This window comes from Brenneria sp. hezel4-2-4, from assembly GCF_013155275.1.
Lineage (GTDB): Bacteria > Pseudomonadota > Gammaproteobacteria > Enterobacterales > Enterobacteriaceae > Brenneria.
Genome location: NZ_JABJXS010000002.1, coordinates 572,465 through 592,399, shown reverse-complemented (window position 1 = coordinate 592,399; position 19,935 = coordinate 572,465). Strand labels below are relative to the sequence as shown.

15 protein-coding genes are annotated in these 19,935 nt (G+C 55.2%); 6 read left to right on the top strand and 9 right to left on the bottom strand.

What is annotated here, in order from left to right:
- Positions 1-90: 90 nt before the first annotated feature.
- Entirely contained in the window at positions 91-951 is an 861-nt protein-coding gene (locus HOY33_RS06540) for an EcsC family protein (RefSeq protein ID WP_172289392.1), read from the top strand.
- A gap of 17 nt (positions 952-968) precedes the next feature.
- On the opposite strand, the gene hrpA is transcribed toward HOY33_RS06540, so the two are convergent.
- A complete protein-coding gene (hrpA, locus tag HOY33_RS06535; RefSeq protein WP_172289391.1) occupies positions 969-4,856 on the bottom strand; it encodes an ATP-dependent RNA helicase HrpA in 3,888 nt (1,295 codons plus the stop codon).
- Between the two features lie 242 nt (positions 4,857-5,098).
- Between hrpA and HOY33_RS06530 the strand changes: the two genes are divergently transcribed.
- Positions 5,099-5,704 (top strand): FMN-dependent NADH-azoreductase, encoded by a 606-nt coding sequence (locus HOY33_RS06530; protein ID WP_172289390.1) that lies wholly within the window; start codon positions 5,099-5,101, stop codon positions 5,702-5,704.
- 51 nt (positions 5,705-5,755) lie between these two features.
- On the opposite strand, the gene HOY33_RS06525 is transcribed toward HOY33_RS06530, so the two are convergent.
- The gene (locus HOY33_RS06525) at positions 5,756-5,986 is read right to left on the bottom strand and encodes a YnbE family lipoprotein (RefSeq protein ID WP_172289389.1); all 231 of its coding nucleotides are present in this window, start codon (positions 5,984-5,986) and stop codon (positions 5,756-5,758) included.
- 15 nt (positions 5,987-6,001) lie between these two features.
- Positions 6,002-8,590, bottom strand: coding sequence for a YdbH family protein (locus HOY33_RS06520; protein ID WP_172289388.1), 2,589 nt, complete (start codon positions 8,588-8,590; stop codon positions 6,002-6,004).
- A gap of 180 nt (positions 8,591-8,770) precedes the next feature.
- Between HOY33_RS06520 and HOY33_RS06515 the strand changes: the two genes are divergently transcribed.
- Positions 8,771-9,763, top strand: a complete 993-nt coding sequence (locus HOY33_RS06515; protein ID WP_172289387.1) for a 2-hydroxyacid dehydrogenase — start codon at positions 8,771-8,773, stop codon at positions 9,761-9,763.
- 44 nt (positions 9,764-9,807) lie between these two features.
- On the opposite strand, the gene HOY33_RS06510 is transcribed toward HOY33_RS06515, so the two are convergent.
- Positions 9,808-10,089, bottom strand: a complete 282-nt coding sequence (locus HOY33_RS06510) for a DUF333 domain-containing protein (RefSeq protein WP_172289386.1) — start codon at positions 10,087-10,089, stop codon at positions 9,808-9,810.
- A 320-nt stretch (positions 10,090-10,409) separates the two neighbouring features.
- On the opposite strand from HOY33_RS06510, the gene ttcA reads away from it, so the two are divergent.
- On the top strand, positions 10,410-11,330 hold the full coding sequence (ttcA, locus tag HOY33_RS06505) for a tRNA 2-thiocytidine(32) synthetase TtcA (RefSeq protein WP_172289385.1): 921 nt from the start codon (positions 10,410-10,412) through the stop codon (positions 11,328-11,330).
- A gap of 290 nt (positions 11,331-11,620) precedes the next feature.
- On the opposite strand, the gene zntB is transcribed toward ttcA, so the two are convergent.
- Together zntB and HOY33_RS06495 are read right to left on the bottom strand one after the other, a co-directional pair.
- A complete protein-coding gene (gene zntB, locus HOY33_RS06500) occupies positions 11,621-12,604 on the bottom strand; it encodes a zinc transporter ZntB (RefSeq protein WP_172289384.1) in 984 nt (327 codons plus the stop codon).
- A 21-nt stretch (positions 12,605-12,625) separates the two neighbouring features.
- Entirely contained in the window at positions 12,626-14,242 is a 1,617-nt protein-coding gene (locus HOY33_RS06495) for an ABC transporter substrate-binding protein (RefSeq protein ID WP_172289383.1), read from the bottom strand.
- 182 nt (positions 14,243-14,424) lie between these two features.
- Here HOY33_RS06495 and mpaA point away from each other — a divergent pair, with 182 nt between their 5' ends.
- Together mpaA and tpx are read left to right on the top strand one after the other, a co-directional pair.
- Entirely contained in the window at positions 14,425-15,141 is a 717-nt protein-coding gene (gene mpaA, locus HOY33_RS06490; RefSeq protein WP_172289382.1) for a murein tripeptide amidase MpaA, read from the top strand.
- 74 nt (positions 15,142-15,215) lie between these two features.
- Complete coding sequence (gene tpx, locus HOY33_RS06485) at positions 15,216-15,719, top strand: thiol peroxidase (protein WP_172289381.1); 504 nt, start codon at positions 15,216-15,218, stop codon at positions 15,717-15,719.
- A gap of 36 nt (positions 15,720-15,755) precedes the next feature.
- On the opposite strand, the gene tyrR is transcribed toward tpx, so the two are convergent.
- The 3 genes from tyrR to HOY33_RS06470 form a co-directional block, all read right to left on the bottom strand.
- On the bottom strand, positions 15,756-17,324 hold the full coding sequence (gene tyrR / locus HOY33_RS06480) for a transcriptional regulator TyrR (protein WP_172289380.1): 1,569 nt from the start codon (positions 17,322-17,324) through the stop codon (positions 15,756-15,758).
- 145 nt (positions 17,325-17,469) lie between these two features.
- On the bottom strand, positions 17,470-18,513 hold the full coding sequence (locus HOY33_RS06475) for a YcjF family protein (RefSeq protein WP_172289379.1): 1,044 nt from the start codon (positions 18,511-18,513) through the stop codon (positions 17,470-17,472).
- A complete protein-coding gene (locus tag HOY33_RS06470; protein ID WP_172289378.1) occupies positions 18,510-19,907 on the bottom strand; it encodes a YcjX family protein in 1,398 nt (465 codons plus the stop codon). Before HOY33_RS06470 ends, HOY33_RS06475 begins: the two co-directional genes overlap by 4 nt.
- Positions 19,908-19,935 lie beyond the last annotated feature (28 nt).

Sequence of the window (19,935 nt, the reverse complement as noted above, 5' to 3'; positions counted from 1 at the left end):
GTATTGATTAACCGTCAGGCGCGGGCGTAGGAACGTGCGCGACACAGACGGTGGTAGGAAGGCAACAAGATAAGGGCCAAGACCATTGCTATGACCATTTTTGATGACCAACAAGATATTCATGACATCAGACAGGCGATTGCCCTGCTGGAGGCGCCCTCCATCACCATACAACTGGCGAATCTGGTCGGCGGGCCGATTGAGTGGAGCCTGTCCAAACTGCCTAAGTGGGTAAAAAGCAAAATACAGGATGTGGTGCATGCCGCGTTGCATAAGTCCGTCGATGCCGCGCTGTATACCCTGGATGACGATCCGAAAAGGGCTTCATCGCCTAAAACCCATAAGCTGGCGGCCGCCACGTCCGGCGCCGTCAGCGGTTTTTTCGGCGCAGCCGGCTTAATCGTCGAACTTCCCGTCAGCACCACGATTATGATGCGTTCCGTCGCCGATATCGCCCGCAGCGAAGGCTTTTCGCTGACGGATTTTTCCGTCAAAGCCGCCTGCGTCGAGGTTTTCGCCCTCGGCGGCCGTTCCAAAAACGATGATGCCGCCGATTCCGCCTACTATGCTTCCCGGGCGGTGCTGGCCGACATTACCAAACATACCACGCGTGAATTAATCGATATCGCCAGTAAAAAAGGGGCGGAAAAAACCTCGGCCAGGATCACCTCGTCCCAGGCGGGAAGGACGCTGGCCAGGTTGATTGACGCCGTCGCCACACGACTGGGTATTACCATCACCGAAAAAATGGCCGCCCAGATCGTTCCGATTGTCGGCGCGGCCAGCGGAGCGGCCATTAATACCTTGTTCATTAATCATTATCAAAATATGGCGAAAGGCCATTTCATCATCAAACGTCTGGAACAAAAATACGGCGAAGAGGAAATCAAGTCGGTTTATGTGCGGCTAAAAGTTGACGCCCGCCCGCCTGATGCCGAGCGCCATGCTTAACGCCGCGCGCGGCGCGTTTATGCTTCGATTTGCTCCATCGCCTGGAGCACCCGCTTGTCTGATATCGGGAACGGGGTTCCCAACTGCTGGGCGAAATAGCTCACCCGCAGTTCTTCAATCATCCAGCGAACCGCTTTCACATCATCGTCGTCGCGGCGCTCAGGAGGCAGTTTATTCCACCACTGCTGCCAGGCCTGTTGCACCTGCTCAACCTTCAGCATTTGCGCCCGGTCGCGGTGCACATCCTGCGCCAATTTTTCCAGCCGACGTTCAATGGCCTGTAAATAGCGCAGCACATCCGGCAACCGCCGCCAACCGTTGGCGGTGACAAAGCCGCGGAACACCAGGCCGTTGAGCTGGCTTTTTATGTCGCTTAACGCCAGCGCCAGCGCCATATCCACCCGGCCTTTCAGCCGTTTGTTAATGGCGAACACCGCCGTCAGGATCTGCTCAACCTGTTTGGCGATATCGACCACCGTATCGTTGAGTTCCGCCCGCACTTTTTCATGCAGGCGTTGGAACGCCTCTTCCTGCCATACCGGGCCGCCAAACTCGCTAATCAGCTTATCCACCGCGCAGGCGATGCAGTCGTCAATCAGATCGAGCACTTTGCCGTAAGGATTAAAATACAGGCCCAGCTTCGCTTTGTTGGGCAGTTTCTCATGCAGATACTTAATCGGCGACGGAATATTCAGCAACAGCAAACGCCGTAACCCCTGACGCATAACCTGCTGTTGCTGATGCGGCGTATCAAACAGACGGATCGCCACGCTGTCTTTCTCATCCACCAACGCCGGATAGGCCTTCACGGAATAGCCGCCGCGTTTCTGCTCATAGCAGTCCGGCAGGGAGCCAAAGCTCCAGACGTGGATACCGCGCTGCTCCAGTCCCTCGTCAGCCACCGCCGATAACGTCTGCTGGACTTTATCCTTGAGCTGCTCTTTCAGCGCATTCAGATCTTTGCTTTCCCGCAGAGTACGGTTTTTCTCATCCAGCACACGGAACGTGATTTTAAGATGATCGGGCACCTGTTCCCACTGCCACTCGTCGCGCGGCACCGTCACCCCGGTCATTAGCCGCAACTCGCGCTCCAGCGCATCCAATAACCCTCGTTCCAGCGGCGTCGCGCGCGCCAGAAACGCTTCGGCGTAATTCGGCGCCGGCACAAAGTTGCGCCGCATCGGTTTGGGCAAGGATTTGATCAGCGCGATAACCAGTTCGCGCCGCACGCCGGGGATTTGCCATTCAAAACCCTCTTCGCGCACCTGATTGAGAATGGGCAGCGGGATATGCACCGTCACGCCATCGGCGTCGGTTCCCGGCTCAAACTGATACGACAGGCGCAGCTTCAGGTCGCCCTGATGCCAGAAGTTCGGATAGTCCAGCGCGCTGACCTTATCCGCCCCCTCCTTAATCAGCATGCTTTTTTCAAAGTTCAGCAGATCGGCATCCTGACGGCTGGCGCTTTTCCACCATTTATCAAAATGGCGGGCGGAAATAATATCGTGCGGCAAGCGCTGGTCGTAAAATGCGAACAGCGTTTCATCGTCCACCAGAATGTCGCGGCGGCGGGATTTATTTTCCAATTCCTCGACTTCCGCCAGCAGCTTTAGATTGGCGCGGAAAAAAGCGTGATGCGTTTGCCAGTCGCCCTCCACCAGCGCATGACGGATAAATAATTCACGCGCCAGCAGCGGATCGATCTGGCTATAGTTCACCTTACGCGCCATCACAATCGGCAGACCAAACAGGGTGACTTTCTCCTGCGCCATCACCGCGCCCTGGGCTTTTTCCCAGTGCGGATCGCTGTAGCTGCGCTTTATCAGGTGCTGCGCCAGCGGCTCAATCCATTCAGGTTCGATGCGTGCGGCGATACGTCCCCATAAACGGCTGGTTTCCACCAGTTCGGCCACCATGGTCCATTTGGGCGGCTTTTTAAACAAACCGGAACCGGGGAAAATCGCAAAGCGGGCATTACGCGCGCCGCTGAACTCCTGTTTTTCAATATCTTTCTGGCCGATGTGCGACAACAGCCCCGTCAGCAACGCGCAGTGAATGCTGCGATAATCGGACGGCTCGCTGTTCACCGGCAGCCCCAGTTCTTTCACCACCTGACGCAGTTGGGTGTAGATATCCTGCCATTCGCGCACCCGCAGATAATTTAGGTACTCGCTGCGGCATAACCGCCGGAACTGGCTGGACGACAAGGCCCTTTGCTGTTCGCGCAGATAGTCCCACAGGTTGACGAAGGCCAGAAAATCGGATTCTTTATCGGCGAAACGGCGGTGCTTTTCATCCGACGCCTGCTTCTTGTCCATCGGCCGTTCACGCGGATCCTGAATCGACAGCGCCGCCGTAATCACCATCACTTCCCGCACGCAGCCTGACTTGCTCGCTTCCAATATCATACGCGCCAGACGGGGATCGATAGGCAACTGCGCCAGTTGGCGCCCCTGCGGCGTCAGTTGATAATGGCCGTTTTCCGCCAGTTGAATCGCCCCCAGTTCTTCCAGCAATCGTACGCCATCCTGAATGTTGCGCTTGTCCGGCGCTTCCACAAAGGGGAACGCCGCGATATCGCCTAACCCCAGCGCCGTCATTTGCAGAATGACGGAAGCCAGATTGGTGCGCAAAATTTCAGGATCGGTGAATTCCGGGCGGGACAGAAAATCCTGCTCGGAATAAAGCCGGATACAAATCCCGGCGGCGACGCGGCCGCAACGCCCTTTTCGCTGATTGGCCGACGCCTGCGAGACGGCTTCAATCGGTAAACGCTGTACTTTGGTACGGAAGCTATAACGGCTGATGCGGGCGGTGCCGGGGTCGATCACGTAACGAATACCCGGCACCGTCAACGAGGTTTCCGCCACGTTGGTCGCCAGCACGATGCGACGGCCATGATGCGACTGAAATACCCGGTTCTGTTCCTGATTGGATAAGCGGGCATACAACGGCAGGATCTCGGTATGCGGCAAATCCAATTTAGTCAGGGCATCCGCCGTATCGCGGATCTCGCGCTCGCCGCTCATGAAAATCAGGATATCCCCCGGCCCTTCGCGTCCCAGTTCGTCCACGGCATCAAAAATCGCCTGTAGCTGATCGCGATCGCTGTCTTCCGCCTCTTCCACCACCGGGCGATAACGCACATCGACCGGATAGGTTCGCCCGGACACTTCAATGATCGGCGCGTGGTTAAAATGACGCGAAAAACGCTGGGGATCGATGGTGGCGGAGGTAATAATAACTTTTAAATCAGGGCGTTTCGGCAACAGCTGGCGTAAATACCCCAGAATGAAGTCGATATTCAGGCTGCGCTCGTGCGCTTCATCGATAATCAGGGTGTCGTACTGCATCAACAGACGATCCTGCTGAATTTCCGCCAGCAAAATACCGTCGGTCATCAGCTTCACCAGCGTGTTATCCCCCACCCGATCATTAAAGCGAACCTTGTAGCCCACGCAACCGCCCAGCGGCGTCTCCAGTTCCGCCGCAATACGATCGGCCACCGTTCTGGCCGCCAGACGCCGCGGCTGGGTATGGCCGATCAGCCCGCGCACGCCGCGCCCTAACTCCAGACAGATCTTCGGTAGCTGCGTGGTCTTGCCCGACCCCGTTTCCCCGGCGACGATAATTACCTGATGATCGCGCAGCGCATTCAGGATAGCGTCTTTTTTCTGGCTGACGGGCAGTTGTTCAGGGTACGTGATGGACGGGCGGCTTGCCCGGCGGTTTTCCACCTTCTGGCGGGCCGCGGCGATCTCACCTTCAATTTCCTGGGCGATGGCGGTCTGCGCCTGCGGACTGCCGACTTTCGCCGCGCCCTGTAAACGACGGCGCAGACGTTGCCCATCGCGCAGCATTAACTCACTGAGCTGCGAAGATAATGCGTTGAGAGGTGATTTCACGTGGCTATTCCTTAATACTCTTTGACCAGGCGGGATGTTTGTCCGCCTTTCATTTTTCGGCGGGCATGGTAGCACATCGCCGGCCGCGGCTCTAACCGGCGGCACCGAATCCTTATTCAATAAAATCGAACAATGTGCTCGAAATATTGCACTTTCAACCGGCTAACAGGCCGCATAAGATGTGACTCAACAAGGGGCGTTTGGTCAATGGTGTCCCAACCTCAATAAAATAAGGAATTGGCATGAGTAAAATATTAATTCTGAAATCAAGCATCCTGGCGGATTTCTCCCAGTCAAACCAACTGGCTGACTACTTCAGTGCACAATGGCAGGCCGCCCACCCGGGCGACAGTATCACGGTTCGCGATTTGGCCGCCCAGCCGATTCCGGTGCTTGACGGTGAATTAGTCGGCGCCCTGCGCCCGTCTGATGCGCCGCTGACTCCGCGCCAGCAGGAAGCGCTGACGCTGTCCGATGAATTGATTGCCGAGTTGCAGGCCCATGATGTCATCGTGGTTACCGCTCCGATGTATAACTTCAATATTCCGACGCAGTTGAAAAACTATTTTGACCTGATTGCCCGCGCCGGCGTGACCTTCCGCTATACCGAGCAAGGCCCTGAAGGTCTGGTAAAAGGCAAGCGCGCCATCGTGCTGACCAGCCGCGGCGGCATCCATAAAGATTCGCCCAGCGACCTGCTGGAACCGTACCTGCGCCTGTTCCTGGGTTTCATCGGTATTACCGACGTTGAGTTCGTTTTTGCCGAAGGCATCGCTTACGGCCCGGACGTGGCTAAAAAAGCCGCTGAAGACGCCAAAGCGCAGCTATCTCAGTTGGCCGCGTCTTAACGTCAATCCTCATCATTACTACCCTGTGTTTCATTTTTTGTGCTTGGCTCTTTATTGCGCGCCCTGCGGCGCGCTTTTCTTTATCTCTTCCCCCGCCGCATTGTCTGACTGGCCTAGTAGTTGAACGGCCTCTTGATCCGCCTTGATATGAATCTGATGATCGATTTTGACGTTCATGTTGATGGTTATCGGCTCTTTTGCCCCGACTTCTATACGCGGCACGCACCCGGCCAGTAAACTCAGGGCGCAGAGCGTTCCCGACAATATATACAGATTTTTCATCATCCTATCCTGAACTTATTCATTAGCCTGCTGCTCCAGCGTATCCTGCACGTTATCGCCAAACCGTAAACTGCGCCATAGCTGGAAGATATTCTCCTGGTGGCGATAGTTGAGTATCACCTGTCTGTCGGCGCTGAGTGTAGGATTTTTCCCTTCAATCTGCGCGCTAAGCGACATCGCCCCTTGATTATCCAACTCGACCGTCGCGTAGGAACGGCCGATTTCCAGATAGCGCAACCAGTCGATGGCCGCGCCGCTGACACTATTTTTGCTTGCCAGCTCGTCGGCCATCTGCTTATCCAGCCGCAGCGTCAGGAAGCGATCGTTGCTAAAACGTCCCCCCTGGATCAGCTTGTTCGGATGATTAAAGTTCAGCGGCAAGACCCCGCTCACCCGCCCGGACATCGCCAGCTGTTTCAACTTCAATACCGTCAACAGCTCGCTAAGCTCCACGCTTTCCACTTTGAGCAATGCCGCCTCGCGCTGCGGCCAGCGTAATGCCGAAAGATCGATGTGTCCGCGTAATACATCCATACTGGCCTGTGACAAAGTCAGCGGCTGTTTTTCGCTGTAAGGGTAAAACCCTTGCAGATCGACGCGGATATTGGTCGCTCTGAACAGGTTGTCCAGCGTATCAATGCGTAGCGTGGCCGGCTGTTTCACGCCCAATTGCCAGTGTTGATCCTTAAGACGATAAGGCAGCGTAAAATTGACCCCGCTCACCTCGCCGTCCTGCAACCACAGCCCGCCGTTTTTCACCACCCAGTGCCCGCCCGCGCTGAACCCTTCGCCGCGAGCCGCGGAAAACGCCGACTGGGCGTAAAACTGTCCGGTACGAATAGTCATTTTCAATCCGGGGGACAGCAGCGGCTGAAAGACTCTCAGCGGTTGTTGCGGCCACCACGCGCCGCCGCGCAGACGTTCGCCGTCCCAGCGGCCGCGCAGCGTGACCGGTCCGATATCCTGCGCTTGCAGTTGTCCTGTCCACAGGAAATCGGCGGGGTCGCGGCCATTCAGCTCAAGCGTTAACCGCGACGGAGGAAGATAACCGCCGTTGCTGAAATCCACCTGCTGCGCCGCAAGCTGCAATGCGCCCTGAAAATGCTCTCCCGAGCGGGCGCGCTGCCAGCGCAACGGTTCGGCGATCGTCAGCCGGGGCTGACGCACCCTCACTAACCCATAGCTCAACTGATCCAGCCCGCTGGAAAGCCGCTCAATCTCAATAAGCGTATCCTGCCAGCTCCCGCGGCCGGCGACATCCCATTTTCCCTTCAGCGGCGGCAGTTGCCCGCTGCCCCAGTAGCGCCATTGCCACTGGCCTTTATCCGGCCAGAAGTCCCGCGCCTGACCGTCAAGATGCAGGTTAAATCGGCCCCAATATTCGTCCCGCGCCTTAACAATGGCCTGTAAGCGACCGTTAATTCCCGTGGCGCCGACCCGCAATCCCGCCAGCGGCCAGCGGGCTTCCTCAAGCCTTACCTGAGGCGCCAGCGTTCCCCATGCCCGTAACAACGCGCCCGGTAAAATCGTCAATTCCGGATTTAATACCGAACCTTGTATAATGCCCGGCAACGATGCGGTCAACGACACCGCCGACAGATTGGCCTGACCAGTCAACTGAAAGCGCAGCTCGCTATTGATCAGCCCCAGATGGCCCGGCCCCAACACCAGCACCGCATTGGCTTTGCCGTTATGCCCCTGGGTCAACAGGTTCATACGCGCATCGATACGGGTTTTATCCAGTCCCTGACGCCAGTCCCGCAGCGTGATGGCGACCTTGCCGGAGAGGGGTTGCGCGGCATAAGGCCAGCGCCAAAGCCCCTCATTCACCTGAATCGTTTCTTCAGTAAGCCGCCACGGTAATGACACCAGCGGTTGGTTATCGCCAGCCGCATTCAGCGAAAGCTCGCCCTGTTGATTTTCCCAACGTACCCGCACGGATACGGATTCCGGCGTTTGCCCGCTCTCAAGATGGCCGTTTAGTCTGCCCTGCGCGGGCGACTGCGCCAGCGTGGCGGCCAGCTCCATCTCCCCGCTGACCCGTAACCGGGTATCGCCCGCCGGGGTCGCCAACATGCCGTCATGCAATGTTAGATGCCGATCGTTCAGTTCAGCCTGAAAAGCTAACCGATCGCCCTGATAATGTACTATCTGCCGCTGATGACCATCAAAGCTTAACCGGGCTTTTCCGGCGTACTCCTGCCAGGGTTGCAGAGTGAATTTTTCAATCACGATATCTGCGGCGGGCAAACGCTGCTGCCACTGGGAAAGTTGCGCCGGCGCGGCATTATCCTCCGTAGATAAGTGCGACAGGCAGTCGCTATCCAGCGTAGCGGTCTCGATACCGACTCGCCAGCGGCCTGACTGCCGATGCAAAGAGATATCACGCACCTCAAGCAGCAGGCAGTCGCCCGCCTTGAGACTAAAACCATCGTTTTGCAGTCCGCGGTTATGCCAGCCTATCGATGAATTTAACGTCAGCGACATCTCTGACGGCAACCAGAGACTCAATAGACGTGGCAGCCACTGAGGCAGCGCCCGCCACGATCCGACCAACAACAGAACTATCAGCACCAACCCTGCCAGCGAGTATTTTTTAATCATTAGCGGATGAAAAATATCCTGTTTTATTTAAACCCGAAAACACCTTTCGCGTTCTATCATTATGAATGAATTATTTGCACTTATTTCATTCCCAAACTGTTATTGTTAGTTAAGCAACAATTTTGGCTATTAAGCATTTTCTGATAGCGCGATCTGGGAATTATGCGGAGAAACTACGCTATGAAATTGGCAGTCTACAGCACCAAACAATATGACCGTAAATATTTAGAGCAGGTCAACCAGCAGTTTGGCTATGAGCTGGAGTTTTTTGAATTTATGCTGACGTCACGCACAGCGAAAACCGCCGACGGTTGTCAGGCGGTGTGCATTTTTGTCAACGATGACGGCAGTCGCGAAGTGTTGACCGAACTGGCCGAACTCGGTGTGAAAATCGTGGCGCTCCGCTGTGCGGGCTTCAATAACGTCGATCTTGACGCCGCCAACGAGTTGGGAATAAAAGTGGTTCGGGTTCCGGCTTATTCGCCGGAGGCCGTTGCCGAGCATGCCGTCGGATTAATGTTGTGTCTCAACCGCCGCATTCATCGCGCTTATCAACGCACCCGCGATGCGAATTTTTCCCTGGAAGGGTTGATTGGCTTCAATATGCACAATCGTACCGCCGGTATTATCGGCACCGGAAAAATCGGCGTCGCGACCATGCGTATTTTGAAAGGATTCGGTATGCGCCTGCTGGCGTTTGATCCCTATCCCAACCCTCAGGCGCTTGAGCTGGGCGCGGAATATGTGGATCTGAAAGCACTGTACGCCCGCTCGGATGTCATTTCGCTGCACTGCCCGCTGACGCCGGAAAACCACCATCTGCTTAACCAGAGCGCGTTCTCGCAGATGAAAAACGGGGTGATGATCGTCAATACCAGCCGCGGGGGATTAATTGATTCACAGTCGGCCATTGACGCGCTGAAACAACAGAAAATCGGCGCGTTAGGCATGGATGTCTATGAGAACGAACGCGATCTGTTCTTTGCGGACAAATCCAACGACGTTATCCAGGACGATGTTTTCCGGCGTCTGTCGGCATGTCATAACGTGCTGTTTACCGGACATCAGGCATTCCTGACCGAAGAAGCCCTGACCAGTATTTCACAAACAACGCTGCAAAACCTGCACCAGATAATCAGGGATGATGAATGCCCTAATCTATTGAACCCCTAACCTATATCGCTTGCCCTGCGGCGGTTCTCGCGCCTCCGCAGGGATCAGCCGGCGGGACAGGTGCCATTCATCAACGACCGTTCATCACAGCGCTTACCGTTAGCCAGTTGGCAGGTTCCCACACTGGCGCCGTCCAATTGCCTGGACATCGCCATAGTCCCCCCCGCCAGCGTACAGTTAACGTCCGCGGGCGTACTGCTCTTCAGCAGCGCCATCGCGCTTTCGCTGTTATTAAACGCCTGGTCTACCGTCGTGGTTTTTTCGCTACTCCCGCACCCTGCCAGCACAAGGGCAGCGGCAGTGAATAGCCAGTGATGCAATCTCATTCCTGACTCCAGTACATTTTTTAGAACGAAATGGTTAATTAATCTACACAACGTTATTTACCACACCTTATTTCACCATTACACCGATAAATGTGCCGCATGCGAAAAAAGATGAGGATTTCGTTTCCAGAGTGATGGTGCTTCGCTACGACGAATCTGCCGCTTGCCACACATGAAAATATTTCTTATTTAAAACACTGCGGTAAAACGATCTGGCATTCGTCGCCGTAATCCGTACCATACTGGCGATACCTGCGCCGATCGGTTTTACATCGGTGTTGCTTTATTTAACCGTTAATGTGCTTACTGTAGAGACAGCCGTGGTCAGTCAAAAACAACAATACAATCTCAACAAACTTCAAAAGCGCCTGCGTCGTAACGTTGGCGAGGCTATCGCTGACTTCAATATGATTGAAGAAGGCGATCGCATTATGGTTTGCCTGTCCGGCGGTAAAGACAGCTTCACCATGCTGGAAATTCTGCGAAATCTGCAACAAAGCGCGCCGGTTGACTTTTCGCTGGTTGCCGTCAATCTGGATCAGAAGCAGCCCGGTTTCCCCGAACATGTATTACCGCAATACCTTGATGCTATTGGCGTTGAATACAAAATCGTCGAAGAAAACACCTACGGCATTGTTAAAGAAAAAATTCCGGCGGGCAAAACCACCTGTTCACTGTGCTCGCGTCTGCGGCGCGGCATTCTGTATCGCACCGCAACGGAATTGGGCGCGACCAAAATTGCGCTCGGTCATCACCGTGATGACATTCTGCAAACGCTGTTTCTGAATATGTTCTATGGCGGAAAACTGAAAGGGATGCCGCCCAAACTGATGAGCGACGATGGCAAACACGTAGTTATCCGCCCGCTCGCCTATTGCCGTGAAAAAGATATTGAGCGCTTTGCCGAGGCCCGTCAGTATCCGATTATTCCATGTAATCTTTGCGGCTCGCAGCCGAATCTGCAACGTCAGGTAATCAAGGATATGCTGCGTGACTGGGATAAGCGCTATCCCGGCCGGATCGAAACCATGTTCAGCGCGATGCAGAATGTGGTTCCCTCCCACCTTGCCGATCATGCGCTGTTTGATTTTAAAAGTATTCACCACGGCAGTGACGTAATCGACGGCGGCGATTTAGCCTTTGACCGGGAAGAGCTGCCGCTGCGGCCCGTCGGCTGGCAGCCGGAAGACGACGAAGAGGCTCAGCCGCAGACCAGGCTGGACGTACTGGAAATTAAATAGCACCGGCGCGCCCGGCGCCCTTTCTACACGGGCCGACGGGCAGATTGCCATAAAAAAAATGCCGACGAAATCGTCGGCATGGTGTGAATCAATTGTGCTATGCAGTAATTCAAAAAAAGGAAGTAAGACAATATGGAGCGCAACGCCCATCGCTTGACGTTGCATTCACCTGCGAGGGTAATAGTGCCGCAGCAGCCTGCAACAAATGTTGATATTGCTCAACTTAGTCACGTTTTTCTGCATATCGGCCGGAGCCTGTGATGCATTATGCAATAATCATAAACCGGCGTTCACAACCATTTACTGCGTTTTAACCACCAGGCAACGCCACCTACCAATCCTACCAACATCAGGCAAAAAGTGGCGAACCCCAACGGGGAACCGCCGCCGGGGATCCCGCCCAGATTAACGCCGAATAATCCGGTTAAAAATGTGGTGGGCAAAAAAACCATCGCCAGAAGCGACATGGTATAGGTTCGCCGGTTCATGGCATCGGTCATTAAGGTGGTTATTTCATCCGATAAGACGGTGGTGCGCGCAATGCTGGCATCCAGATCTTCCAGTCCGCGCCCCAGTCGGTCGGCAATTTCCTGCATGCGCCGGCGGTCGTCATCCTGCATCCAGGGAAACTTCTCTCCCGAAAGACGGGAAAACACATCACGCTGCGGCGTCATGTAACGCCGCAAGACGATCAGCTGTTTGCGGATCAGCGCCAGTTCGCCCTGCTGCGGAATTTTTTGCTCCAGCAGATCTTCTTCCAGATCGACAATTTTTTCATGTAAATCATCGATAAAGTCACTGGTATGATCGGTCAGCGACTCGGCGATGGAAACCAGCCAGCTTCCGCTATCCGTAGGGCCGTGGCCTTCTTTAAGATCGGTCATCACTTCGTCGATAGCCAAAACCTTACGTCGCCGGGTAGAGATAATCAGCTTGTCGGTAATAAAAATCCGTATGGCAACCAGTTGGTCCGGACGCGCATTCTCATTCCAGTTAATACTGCGCATCGTAATCATGGTGCCCTCACCCAGCCGGGTGACTCGGGGGCGCACGCTTTCGCCCAATAACGCATCGCGTACGCTGTCCGGCACCAGATCGGTTTCGCTCAGCCAGTGCGCGCTGGCTGGCTGCGTGGAGTCAAGGTGTAACCAGCAGGGCCTGATGCTATTTGCCACGTCACGATCGCCTATCGGCGCGATCCCGCCCTTACCGTCCAACTGATACGCATAAACAGCGCCGGTATGTTGCAGTTCTTTTCCCTCAAAGGATCCCACGCTTGCCTCCGGCAATCTGACCTAGTGTTTGACGATATAGAGCATATGGCTGTAGGCCACGTCCTCGGGGTTGGCGATCGGATAGCCTTTTACCCAGGGCTTAATCAAACGCCCGTTGGTGTATTGATAGATCGGCGCGATTGGCGCTTCTTCCATCAAAATTTGCTCCGCCCGGTTGTAATCGGCATTCAACGCCTGAGCGTTGGTTTGATTACCGGCTTCATCCATTAAACGGTCATAATCGGCATGGTTGAATCGCGCAATATTGCCGCTGTGATGCGAGGTTAATAACGACAGAAAAGTGGACGCTTCGTTATAATCTCCAACCCAGGAAGCCCGCACCACGTCAAAATTGCCGCTGTTGCGGCTGTCGATATAGGTCTGCCACTCTTGATTGGACAAGCGTACGTCAATGCCTAATTTCGTCTTCCACATTGAGGCGATGGCGATGGCGATTTTCTGATGGTTTTCCGAGGTGTTATACAACAACGACAGCTTCATCGGCTTGCCGGGGCCATAGCCCGCGGCGGACAGCAACGCTTTTGCCTGCGCATCCAGCTCGGCCTGTGAATATTGCTGCAACAGACTCTCGGTAGGCGTAAACCCGGCGGTCACATCCGGTGTAAAGTGATACGCCGGTTTTTCACCGGTTCCCAACACTTTTTCCGCAATAACTTTACGATCGATCGCGTAAGAGAGCGCTTTACGCACCCGCGCATCGTCAGTTGGCGCCCGCTGGGTGTTAAAAGCATAGTAATAGGTTCCCAACTGTTCTGGCGTATAGACTTGACCAGGCAACTCTTTCAACAGCTTCTGGTACATGTTTTTGGGAAATGACTCGGTAATGTCGATGTCGCCGGATAAATAACGTTTTGTCGCGTTCGATTCCTGATTAATCGGCACGAACGTCACCTGCGTCAGCCGGGTATTGGCGTGATCCCAATAATGTTCATTGGGCGTCAGCACCAGCTTTTCGTTTACCACCCGCTGTTGCAGTTTAAACGCGCCGTTGCCCACCAGATTGCCGGGTTTGGTCCAGCCGTTGCCGTATTTTTCCACCGTGGCCTGATGCACCGGAAACAGGCTGAAATTCGCCAGCAGGCTGACAAAATACGGCACGGGTTTGCTGAGCTGAACCTTCAGCGTATGGTCATCAACGGCGGTAACGCCGAGCTTATCGGCCGGCATTGCGCCATTGATAATCTGTTCGGCATTCATTATCCCCGCCAGCCGGGCAAACCAGGCAAACGGCGAGCTATTTTCCGGCGTGACCAGCCGACGCCAGCTGTAGACAAAATCCTTTGCCGTGACCGAGTCGCCATTCGACCAGCGGGCGTCATTGCGCAAGGTGAACATAAAGGTGCGGTTATCATTAGTCTGCCAGCGTTGCGCCACGCCCGGCACAATGTTGCCGTTGGCGTCCTGATTAACCAAACCTTCAAACAGATCCCGCGCGACCTGCGCTTCCGGCAACCCGACGGCTTTTATCGGATCCAACGAAGCCGGTTCGTCTTTAATGTGACGTACAATTTCCTGTTTTTCAGCCAACACGGCGCCCGCCGGAACCTGCGCCGCCGTGGCGTTTCCGGCCGCAACCGCGGTCAGCGCGGCATAGAATGCAAAATGACCATATCGCATGATGATTTGACTCAGACAATGATGAAGTTATTGAATAATATAATAGTCAGAAATCATACGATGCAGCCAGCGTAAACCTTTTATATTGCCGTATTTAGCCCTACCCGCATCACAGATGCTATTTTTACCCCCAGCCGTTATGATGAAACAGGTTCAGGTTAAAGACTCTAACGGGCAAACCAATGGAAAAGAATACCATCCCCCTGCAAGCTCGCCATCTGCGAGGCAATCTCCCTTCTCTGGGCGAACCCTATGGGAAATCGCTGCTGGGCGCGCCATTACTCTATTTTCCGGCTGAATTGGCTCAGCAGCGCAGCGGACTGATTATCGCCGGCACGCACGGCGATGAGACGGCCGCCGTCGTGACGCTGTCTTGTGCGTTGCGAACTCTGTTTCCCGGACAACGCCATCACCACGTGGTGCTTGCCGTCAACCCTGACGGCTGTCAGTTAGGGCTGCGGGCAAACGCCAACGGCGTCGATCTTAACCGCAATTTTCCCGCCACCAACTGGCAGCCGGGTAATACGGTATACCGCTGGAATAGCCGCGCCGAACAGCGGGATGTGGAGCTGTCCACCGGTGAAACGCCAGCTTCGGAACCAGAAACAAAGGCGCTTTGCGGGCTGATTGAGAAACTTAATCCCGCCTGGGTTGTCTCTTTTCATGAACCACTGGCCTGCATTGAGGATCCTCAACGCTCGGTTTTCGGACAGTGGTTGGCGCAGCAATTTGACTTACCGTTAGTGACCAACGTGGGTTACGACACGCCAGGCTCCTTTGGCAGCTGGTGCGCCGATCGAATGTTGCCATGCATTACGGCGGAGCTCCCGCCTGTTTCGGCGGACGCCGCCAGTGAGTGTTATCTGAATGCCATGACGGCATTGCTTGTCATGTCGTAATTTTTAATATCAATGTTGCCGATGTTGCCCTAAACTGAGCAGCATGTTAACCATCTGTAATTAAGGACGCATACATGTCACAGAACGTACATTTTCAAGGTAATCCAGTGCCGTTGGCAGGCAGCTTTCCCGTAAAGGGCGACAAAGCTAAAGCCTTTACGCTGGTTGCCAAAGATCTGTCGGACGTCGCTCTCAGCAATTATGCTGGCAAACGCAAAATTCTGAATATTTTCCCCAGCATTGATACCGGCGTTTGCGCCACATCCGTGCGTAAATTCAACCAGTTGGGCGCTGAACTGGATAACACCGTTGTTCTGTGTATTTCTTCCGACCTGCCGTTTGCACAGTCGCGTTTTTGCGGTGCGGAAGGTTTGAATAACGTCGTGGTATTGTCCACCCTGCGCGGCGCAGAGTTCAAAGAAAACTATGGCGTCGCTATCGCGGATGGCGCGCTGAAAGGCCTGACGGCCCGCGCCGTTGTGGTGCTGGATGAGAATGACACGGTATTGTATAGCGAGCTGGTGAACGAGATCACCACCGAGCCGGATTACGATGCCGCGCTGGCCGTATTGAAATAACCCCATGAAACAAACGGCTGCATTACGCAGCCGTTTTTACTCCTCGTCCTCTCCCGACGCCTTGCGGTGACTGAGGCCGTATTCCCGCAGTTTATTGGCAATCGCGGTGTGCGATACCCCCAAGCGCTTCGCCAGTTTACGCGTGCTGGGATAGGTCTGATATAACCGGGTCAACACCGAACGCTCGAAACGCTTGCTGATATCATCCAGCGATCCATCCAACAGTTCCTCGCTCTGCGGCAGCTCAACCGAAAAGACCGGCAGTTCAATATCCTGCATCCGTAGTTCATAGCCTGCCAACTGCGTCAGCGCCCGGTAAATCGTATTCTTCAACTGGCGTATATTACCCGGCCAGCCATACTGCGGCAGGAACTGATGCAGATCGGCGGCCAGTTTGGGACGCGGAATGCCCTGCTCATCGGCAAAACGCGCAACGAACAGTTCCGTTAGCGGCATAATATCCGCCGGGCGTTCGCGCAGCGGCGGCAAGGTCAGCGTCAACACGTTAAGGCGGTAATAGAGATCTTCGCGAAACTCACCGCGCTGCACCATCTCCAGCAGATTTTTCTGCGTCGCGCAAATGACCCTGACGTTAACGTGCATTTCATGATCTTCGCCTACCCGACGAAACGTGCCGTCATTCAGAAAACGCAGCAGTTTGGTCTGCATCTGCGCCGACATCTCGCCGACTTCATCCAGCAACACGGAACCGCCGTCGGCCTGCTCAAAAAAGCCTTTCTTGCCTTCCAACGCATTGGGGTAGGCTCCCGGCGCATGGCCGTATAGCTCGCTTTCCATCACGTCATCCGGCAGCGCCGCGCAGTTCAGCGCCAGAAACGGTTGCTTGCCGCGCGGGCCGCGCAAATGGCAGGCGCGGGCCAGCATATCTTTGCCGGTGCCGGTATCCCCGATAATCAGCAGCGGCGCATCCAGCATGGCCAGCTTACGGGCCTGCTCGACCACCTGACGCATTTTTGGACTGACCGCGACAATGTGCTCAAACGCGTTATCGTCATTAACCGATAAATCCTGCAACTGCCGCCCCATTCGCACCGCGGATTTGAGCATCACCAGCGCGCCTGCCGCTGAGTTTTCACCCTGCTCATCGTCCAGATGGATAGGGGTGATTTCCAGTAGGAAATCCTGACCGCGGATCACCACCCGCTCCGTTACCGGCTTGCTTCCCCGCTCCTGCCAGGCGGCGAAGTTAAATCCGGCGATCAGATGCGAAACGGTCAGATTGCAGATTTTCTCGGCGGGAATGTCGAACAAGCTGACGGCCGCGGGGTTGGACAGCTCAATCTTGCCTTTTATATCCAGTGAAAACACCGGCTCAGGCATGGATTCCAATAACGCATTCAACGCCCGGTGTTCCCGTTCAGAGGGCATAAAGGCCACGGTGCGCACATCGCTGACGCCTTCGATACGGCGGATTTCCGCCATTAACAGGCGAAAATCATCAAAATCCAGAGTGGATGAATTCAGGTAAATACGACCGGCAGGATCGATTTCGATGCCGCGTAAATCAATATTACGCGACGCCAGAAGATCCAATAATTCGCGGGCCAGACCGATACGGTCTTCACAAAAAACTTCCAGACGCATCAATGACAACCTTCTTTAACAGGTGCGACAGGCTAATAAGATCTGATAATACTCTTTCGTCCGCGTAGGATGAAGCAAAGTGTCAGCAAAAGTTGACACTTAACGATCTATTTTCCAGCCGGCGGCGGGCAACGCGTCACATCTGCTAGCGGTTTTTTTGCAGCGTCTCTTTCACCTGCCCTATCAGCTCGCGGCGAAAATCGCCCAGGCGGGGTTTGTCATCCAGCCAGGGCAGCGGGCGGCACAGCTCCATCGCCTTGATGCCCAGCCGGGCGGTAAGCAAACCCGCGCCGATGCCCTGCGCCGCCCGGGCCGACAGCCGGGCGGCCAGATCCTGCGACATCCAGTCCATGCCGATTTCCCGCACCAGTTCGGAGGCGCCGGCAAAAGCAATATTCAGCAGCACCAAGCGAAAAAGACGGATACGGCTGAAGTAACCCAGCTCGATGCCATACAGCGCGGCAATGCGATTGATCAGCCGTAAATTTCGCCAGGCGATAAACGCCATATCGACCAATGCCAGCGGGCTGACGGCGATCATCAATGTCGATTCCGCCGCCGAACGGCTGATTTCACGCCTTGCCTGACTATCCAGCACCGGTTGAACCAACCGGGCATAGAGTTCAATCACTTCACGGTCGTTATGCGTTTCATGTAGCGATGCTTGCCAACGCTGTAACGCGGGGTGTCCATTATCCAGCCCCGCCTGACGGGCCAGTTTTTCGCAAAATTCACGCCCGCGGCCAATACCGTGACTGTGCAGCAAATCGCGGGCAATATCCCGCTCCTCCGCCCGCTGCCGCAAACGATAAAGACGCCGCCATTCGACGGCGACCGATCCCACGCCCGCCACCACAATCAAACCGCCTGCCGTAATCCCGCCCAACGCGATCCAGTCCTGCTGTATCCAGGAATTATGCAGCGACTGCACGCCCTGGGCGATGGCGCTGACGCCAAACAGCGTCAGCCCGGCCATCACCATGCGCCGCCACAGGCTGCGTTTAGGGCGTAAAGCCGCATTGACGACCGCTTCCGCGGCGCCTTCTTCAGGGACTTCCTGTTCGCGGCTGACCGGTGAAAAGTGTTCCGCATCCTGCTCATCGAAGGCGACGTTGGCGCGTAGCTGAGGTTGAGGTTCCGCAGGCGATGCTTTATCAAAGGTCATGCGCGGTTTCAGTGGTTCGTTCATCGCAATTTATCTCCCAACAAAAACTCCATCACCGTATCCAGACGGATATGCGGCAATGGCGTGTCCACGGTCATTTCACGCGGGCGAAATTCATCAAAATGGAATCCCTGCGCCTGCCAGAACGCCGCGCCAGGCAAACGGGCCGGCACTTCGCCGGGGTAAACCGTCAAAGGCTGGCCGTCGCTCAGGCGGTTGCCTTTCAGCGCCGGTATTTTCTGCCCCTGATGCTCGACCACGCCGCTTTGCGTCGATTGGATCGAGGCGATACCGGCGCAATCCATGCTAATCCCTTCAAACGCGGCGTTCTGCCAGGCTTCCTGCACCAGTTGCTGAAGCAACGACACCAGGTTGGCATGTTGATCGGCGGTAATATGATCGGATTTGCTGGCGGCGAACATCAGTTTATCGATACAGGGAGAGAACAGACGCCGGAACAGCGTGCGTTTGCCGTAATGAAAGCTTTGCATCAGTTGGGTGAGCGCCAGCCGCATATCGTTGAAGGCATGTATGCCGCTGTTCAGCGGTTGCAGGCAATCCACCAGCACAATCTGGCGGTCGAAACGCACAAAGTAATGTTTATAAAACCCTTTCACCACCGACTGACAGTAATAGTCGAAACGCTGGCGCAGCATACCGATATTGGTTTTGACATCCGCCTGCGCCAGCTTAGCCTCACCCAGCTTATCTATCTGCGGCCACGGGAAAAATTGCAGCACCGGCGCGCCGGCCAGATCCCCCGGCAGCACAAAGCGTCCCGGCTGGATGAAATGTAATCCTTGCTGTTTGCAGCGGACTAAATAATCGGTATAAGCCTGCGCAATGGCCGCCAGTTGGTTTTCATCAGCCGGCGCCAGCGGGTCGAGTTTTTCGCACAGCGCCAGCCAGGGTTTGGCCCACTCGGCGCGGTCGCCCTGCAACAGCCCCGCCATCTGGCGCGACCAGCTCAGGTAGGTTTGTTCCAGCAGCGGTAAATCCAGTAGCCATTCGCCGGGGTAATCCACAATTTCCAGATACAACGTGGAAGTATCCTTAAAATGCCGCAGCAGCGAGTCATTGGAGCGGTAGCGAAGCGCCAGACGGATTTCACTGACCCCGCGCGTCGGCGTCGGCCAGTCGGGCGGCGATCCATAAAGCGCCGCCATCCCTTCATCATAGGCAAATCGCGGAACGCCGAGGTCGCGCTGCGGAACGCGTTTGGCGCCCAGCAACCGCCCTTCACGTACGGCGGAAAATAGCGGAAGATGGGCGCCGCTGTGTATATTCAGCAATTGATTGACAAATGCCGTAATGAAGGCCGTTTTCCCGCTGCGGCTCAATCCGGTAACCGCCAGCCGCAGATGGCGATCCACGCCGCGGTTAACCAGCGAATTAATCTCATTTTGTAATCGCTTCATTGGATAAACTCTGACTCCTGTATGCCTT

Coding starts and splice junctions, on each gene's coding strand:
- HOY33_RS06540 (WP_172289392.1), top strand. CDS start 91: ATGACCATTTTTGATGACCAACAAGATATTCATGACATCAGACAGGCG.
- HOY33_RS06530 (WP_172289390.1), top strand. CDS start 5,099: ATGAGTAAAATATTAATTCTGAAATCAAGCATCCTGGCGGATTTCTCC.
- HOY33_RS06525 (WP_172289389.1), bottom strand. CDS start 5,986: ATGAAAAATCTGTATATATTGTCGGGAACGCTCTGCGCCCTGAGTTTA.
- HOY33_RS06520 (WP_172289388.1), bottom strand. CDS start 8,590: ATGATTAAAAAATACTCGCTGGCAGGGTTGGTGCTGATAGTTCTGTTG.
- HOY33_RS06515 (WP_172289387.1), top strand. CDS start 8,771: ATGAAATTGGCAGTCTACAGCACCAAACAATATGACCGTAAATATTTA.
- HOY33_RS06510 (WP_172289386.1), bottom strand. CDS start 10,089: ATGAGATTGCATCACTGGCTATTCACTGCCGCTGCCCTTGTGCTGGCA.
- HOY33_RS06495 (WP_172289383.1), bottom strand. CDS start 14,242: ATGCGATATGGTCATTTTGCATTCTATGCCGCGCTGACCGCGGTTGCG.
- mpaA (WP_172289382.1), top strand. CDS start 14,425: ATGGAAAAGAATACCATCCCCCTGCAAGCTCGCCATCTGCGAGGCAAT.
- tpx (WP_172289381.1), top strand. CDS start 15,216: ATGTCACAGAACGTACATTTTCAAGGTAATCCAGTGCCGTTGGCAGGC.
- tyrR (WP_172289380.1), bottom strand. CDS start 17,324: ATGCGTCTGGAAGTTTTTTGTGAAGACCGTATCGGTCTGGCCCGCGAA.
- HOY33_RS06475 (WP_172289379.1), bottom strand. CDS start 18,513: ATGAACGAACCACTGAAACCGCGCATGACCTTTGATAAAGCATCGCCT.
- HOY33_RS06470 (WP_172289378.1), bottom strand. CDS start 19,907: ATGAAGCGATTACAAAATGAGATTAATTCGCTGGTTAACCGCGGCGTG.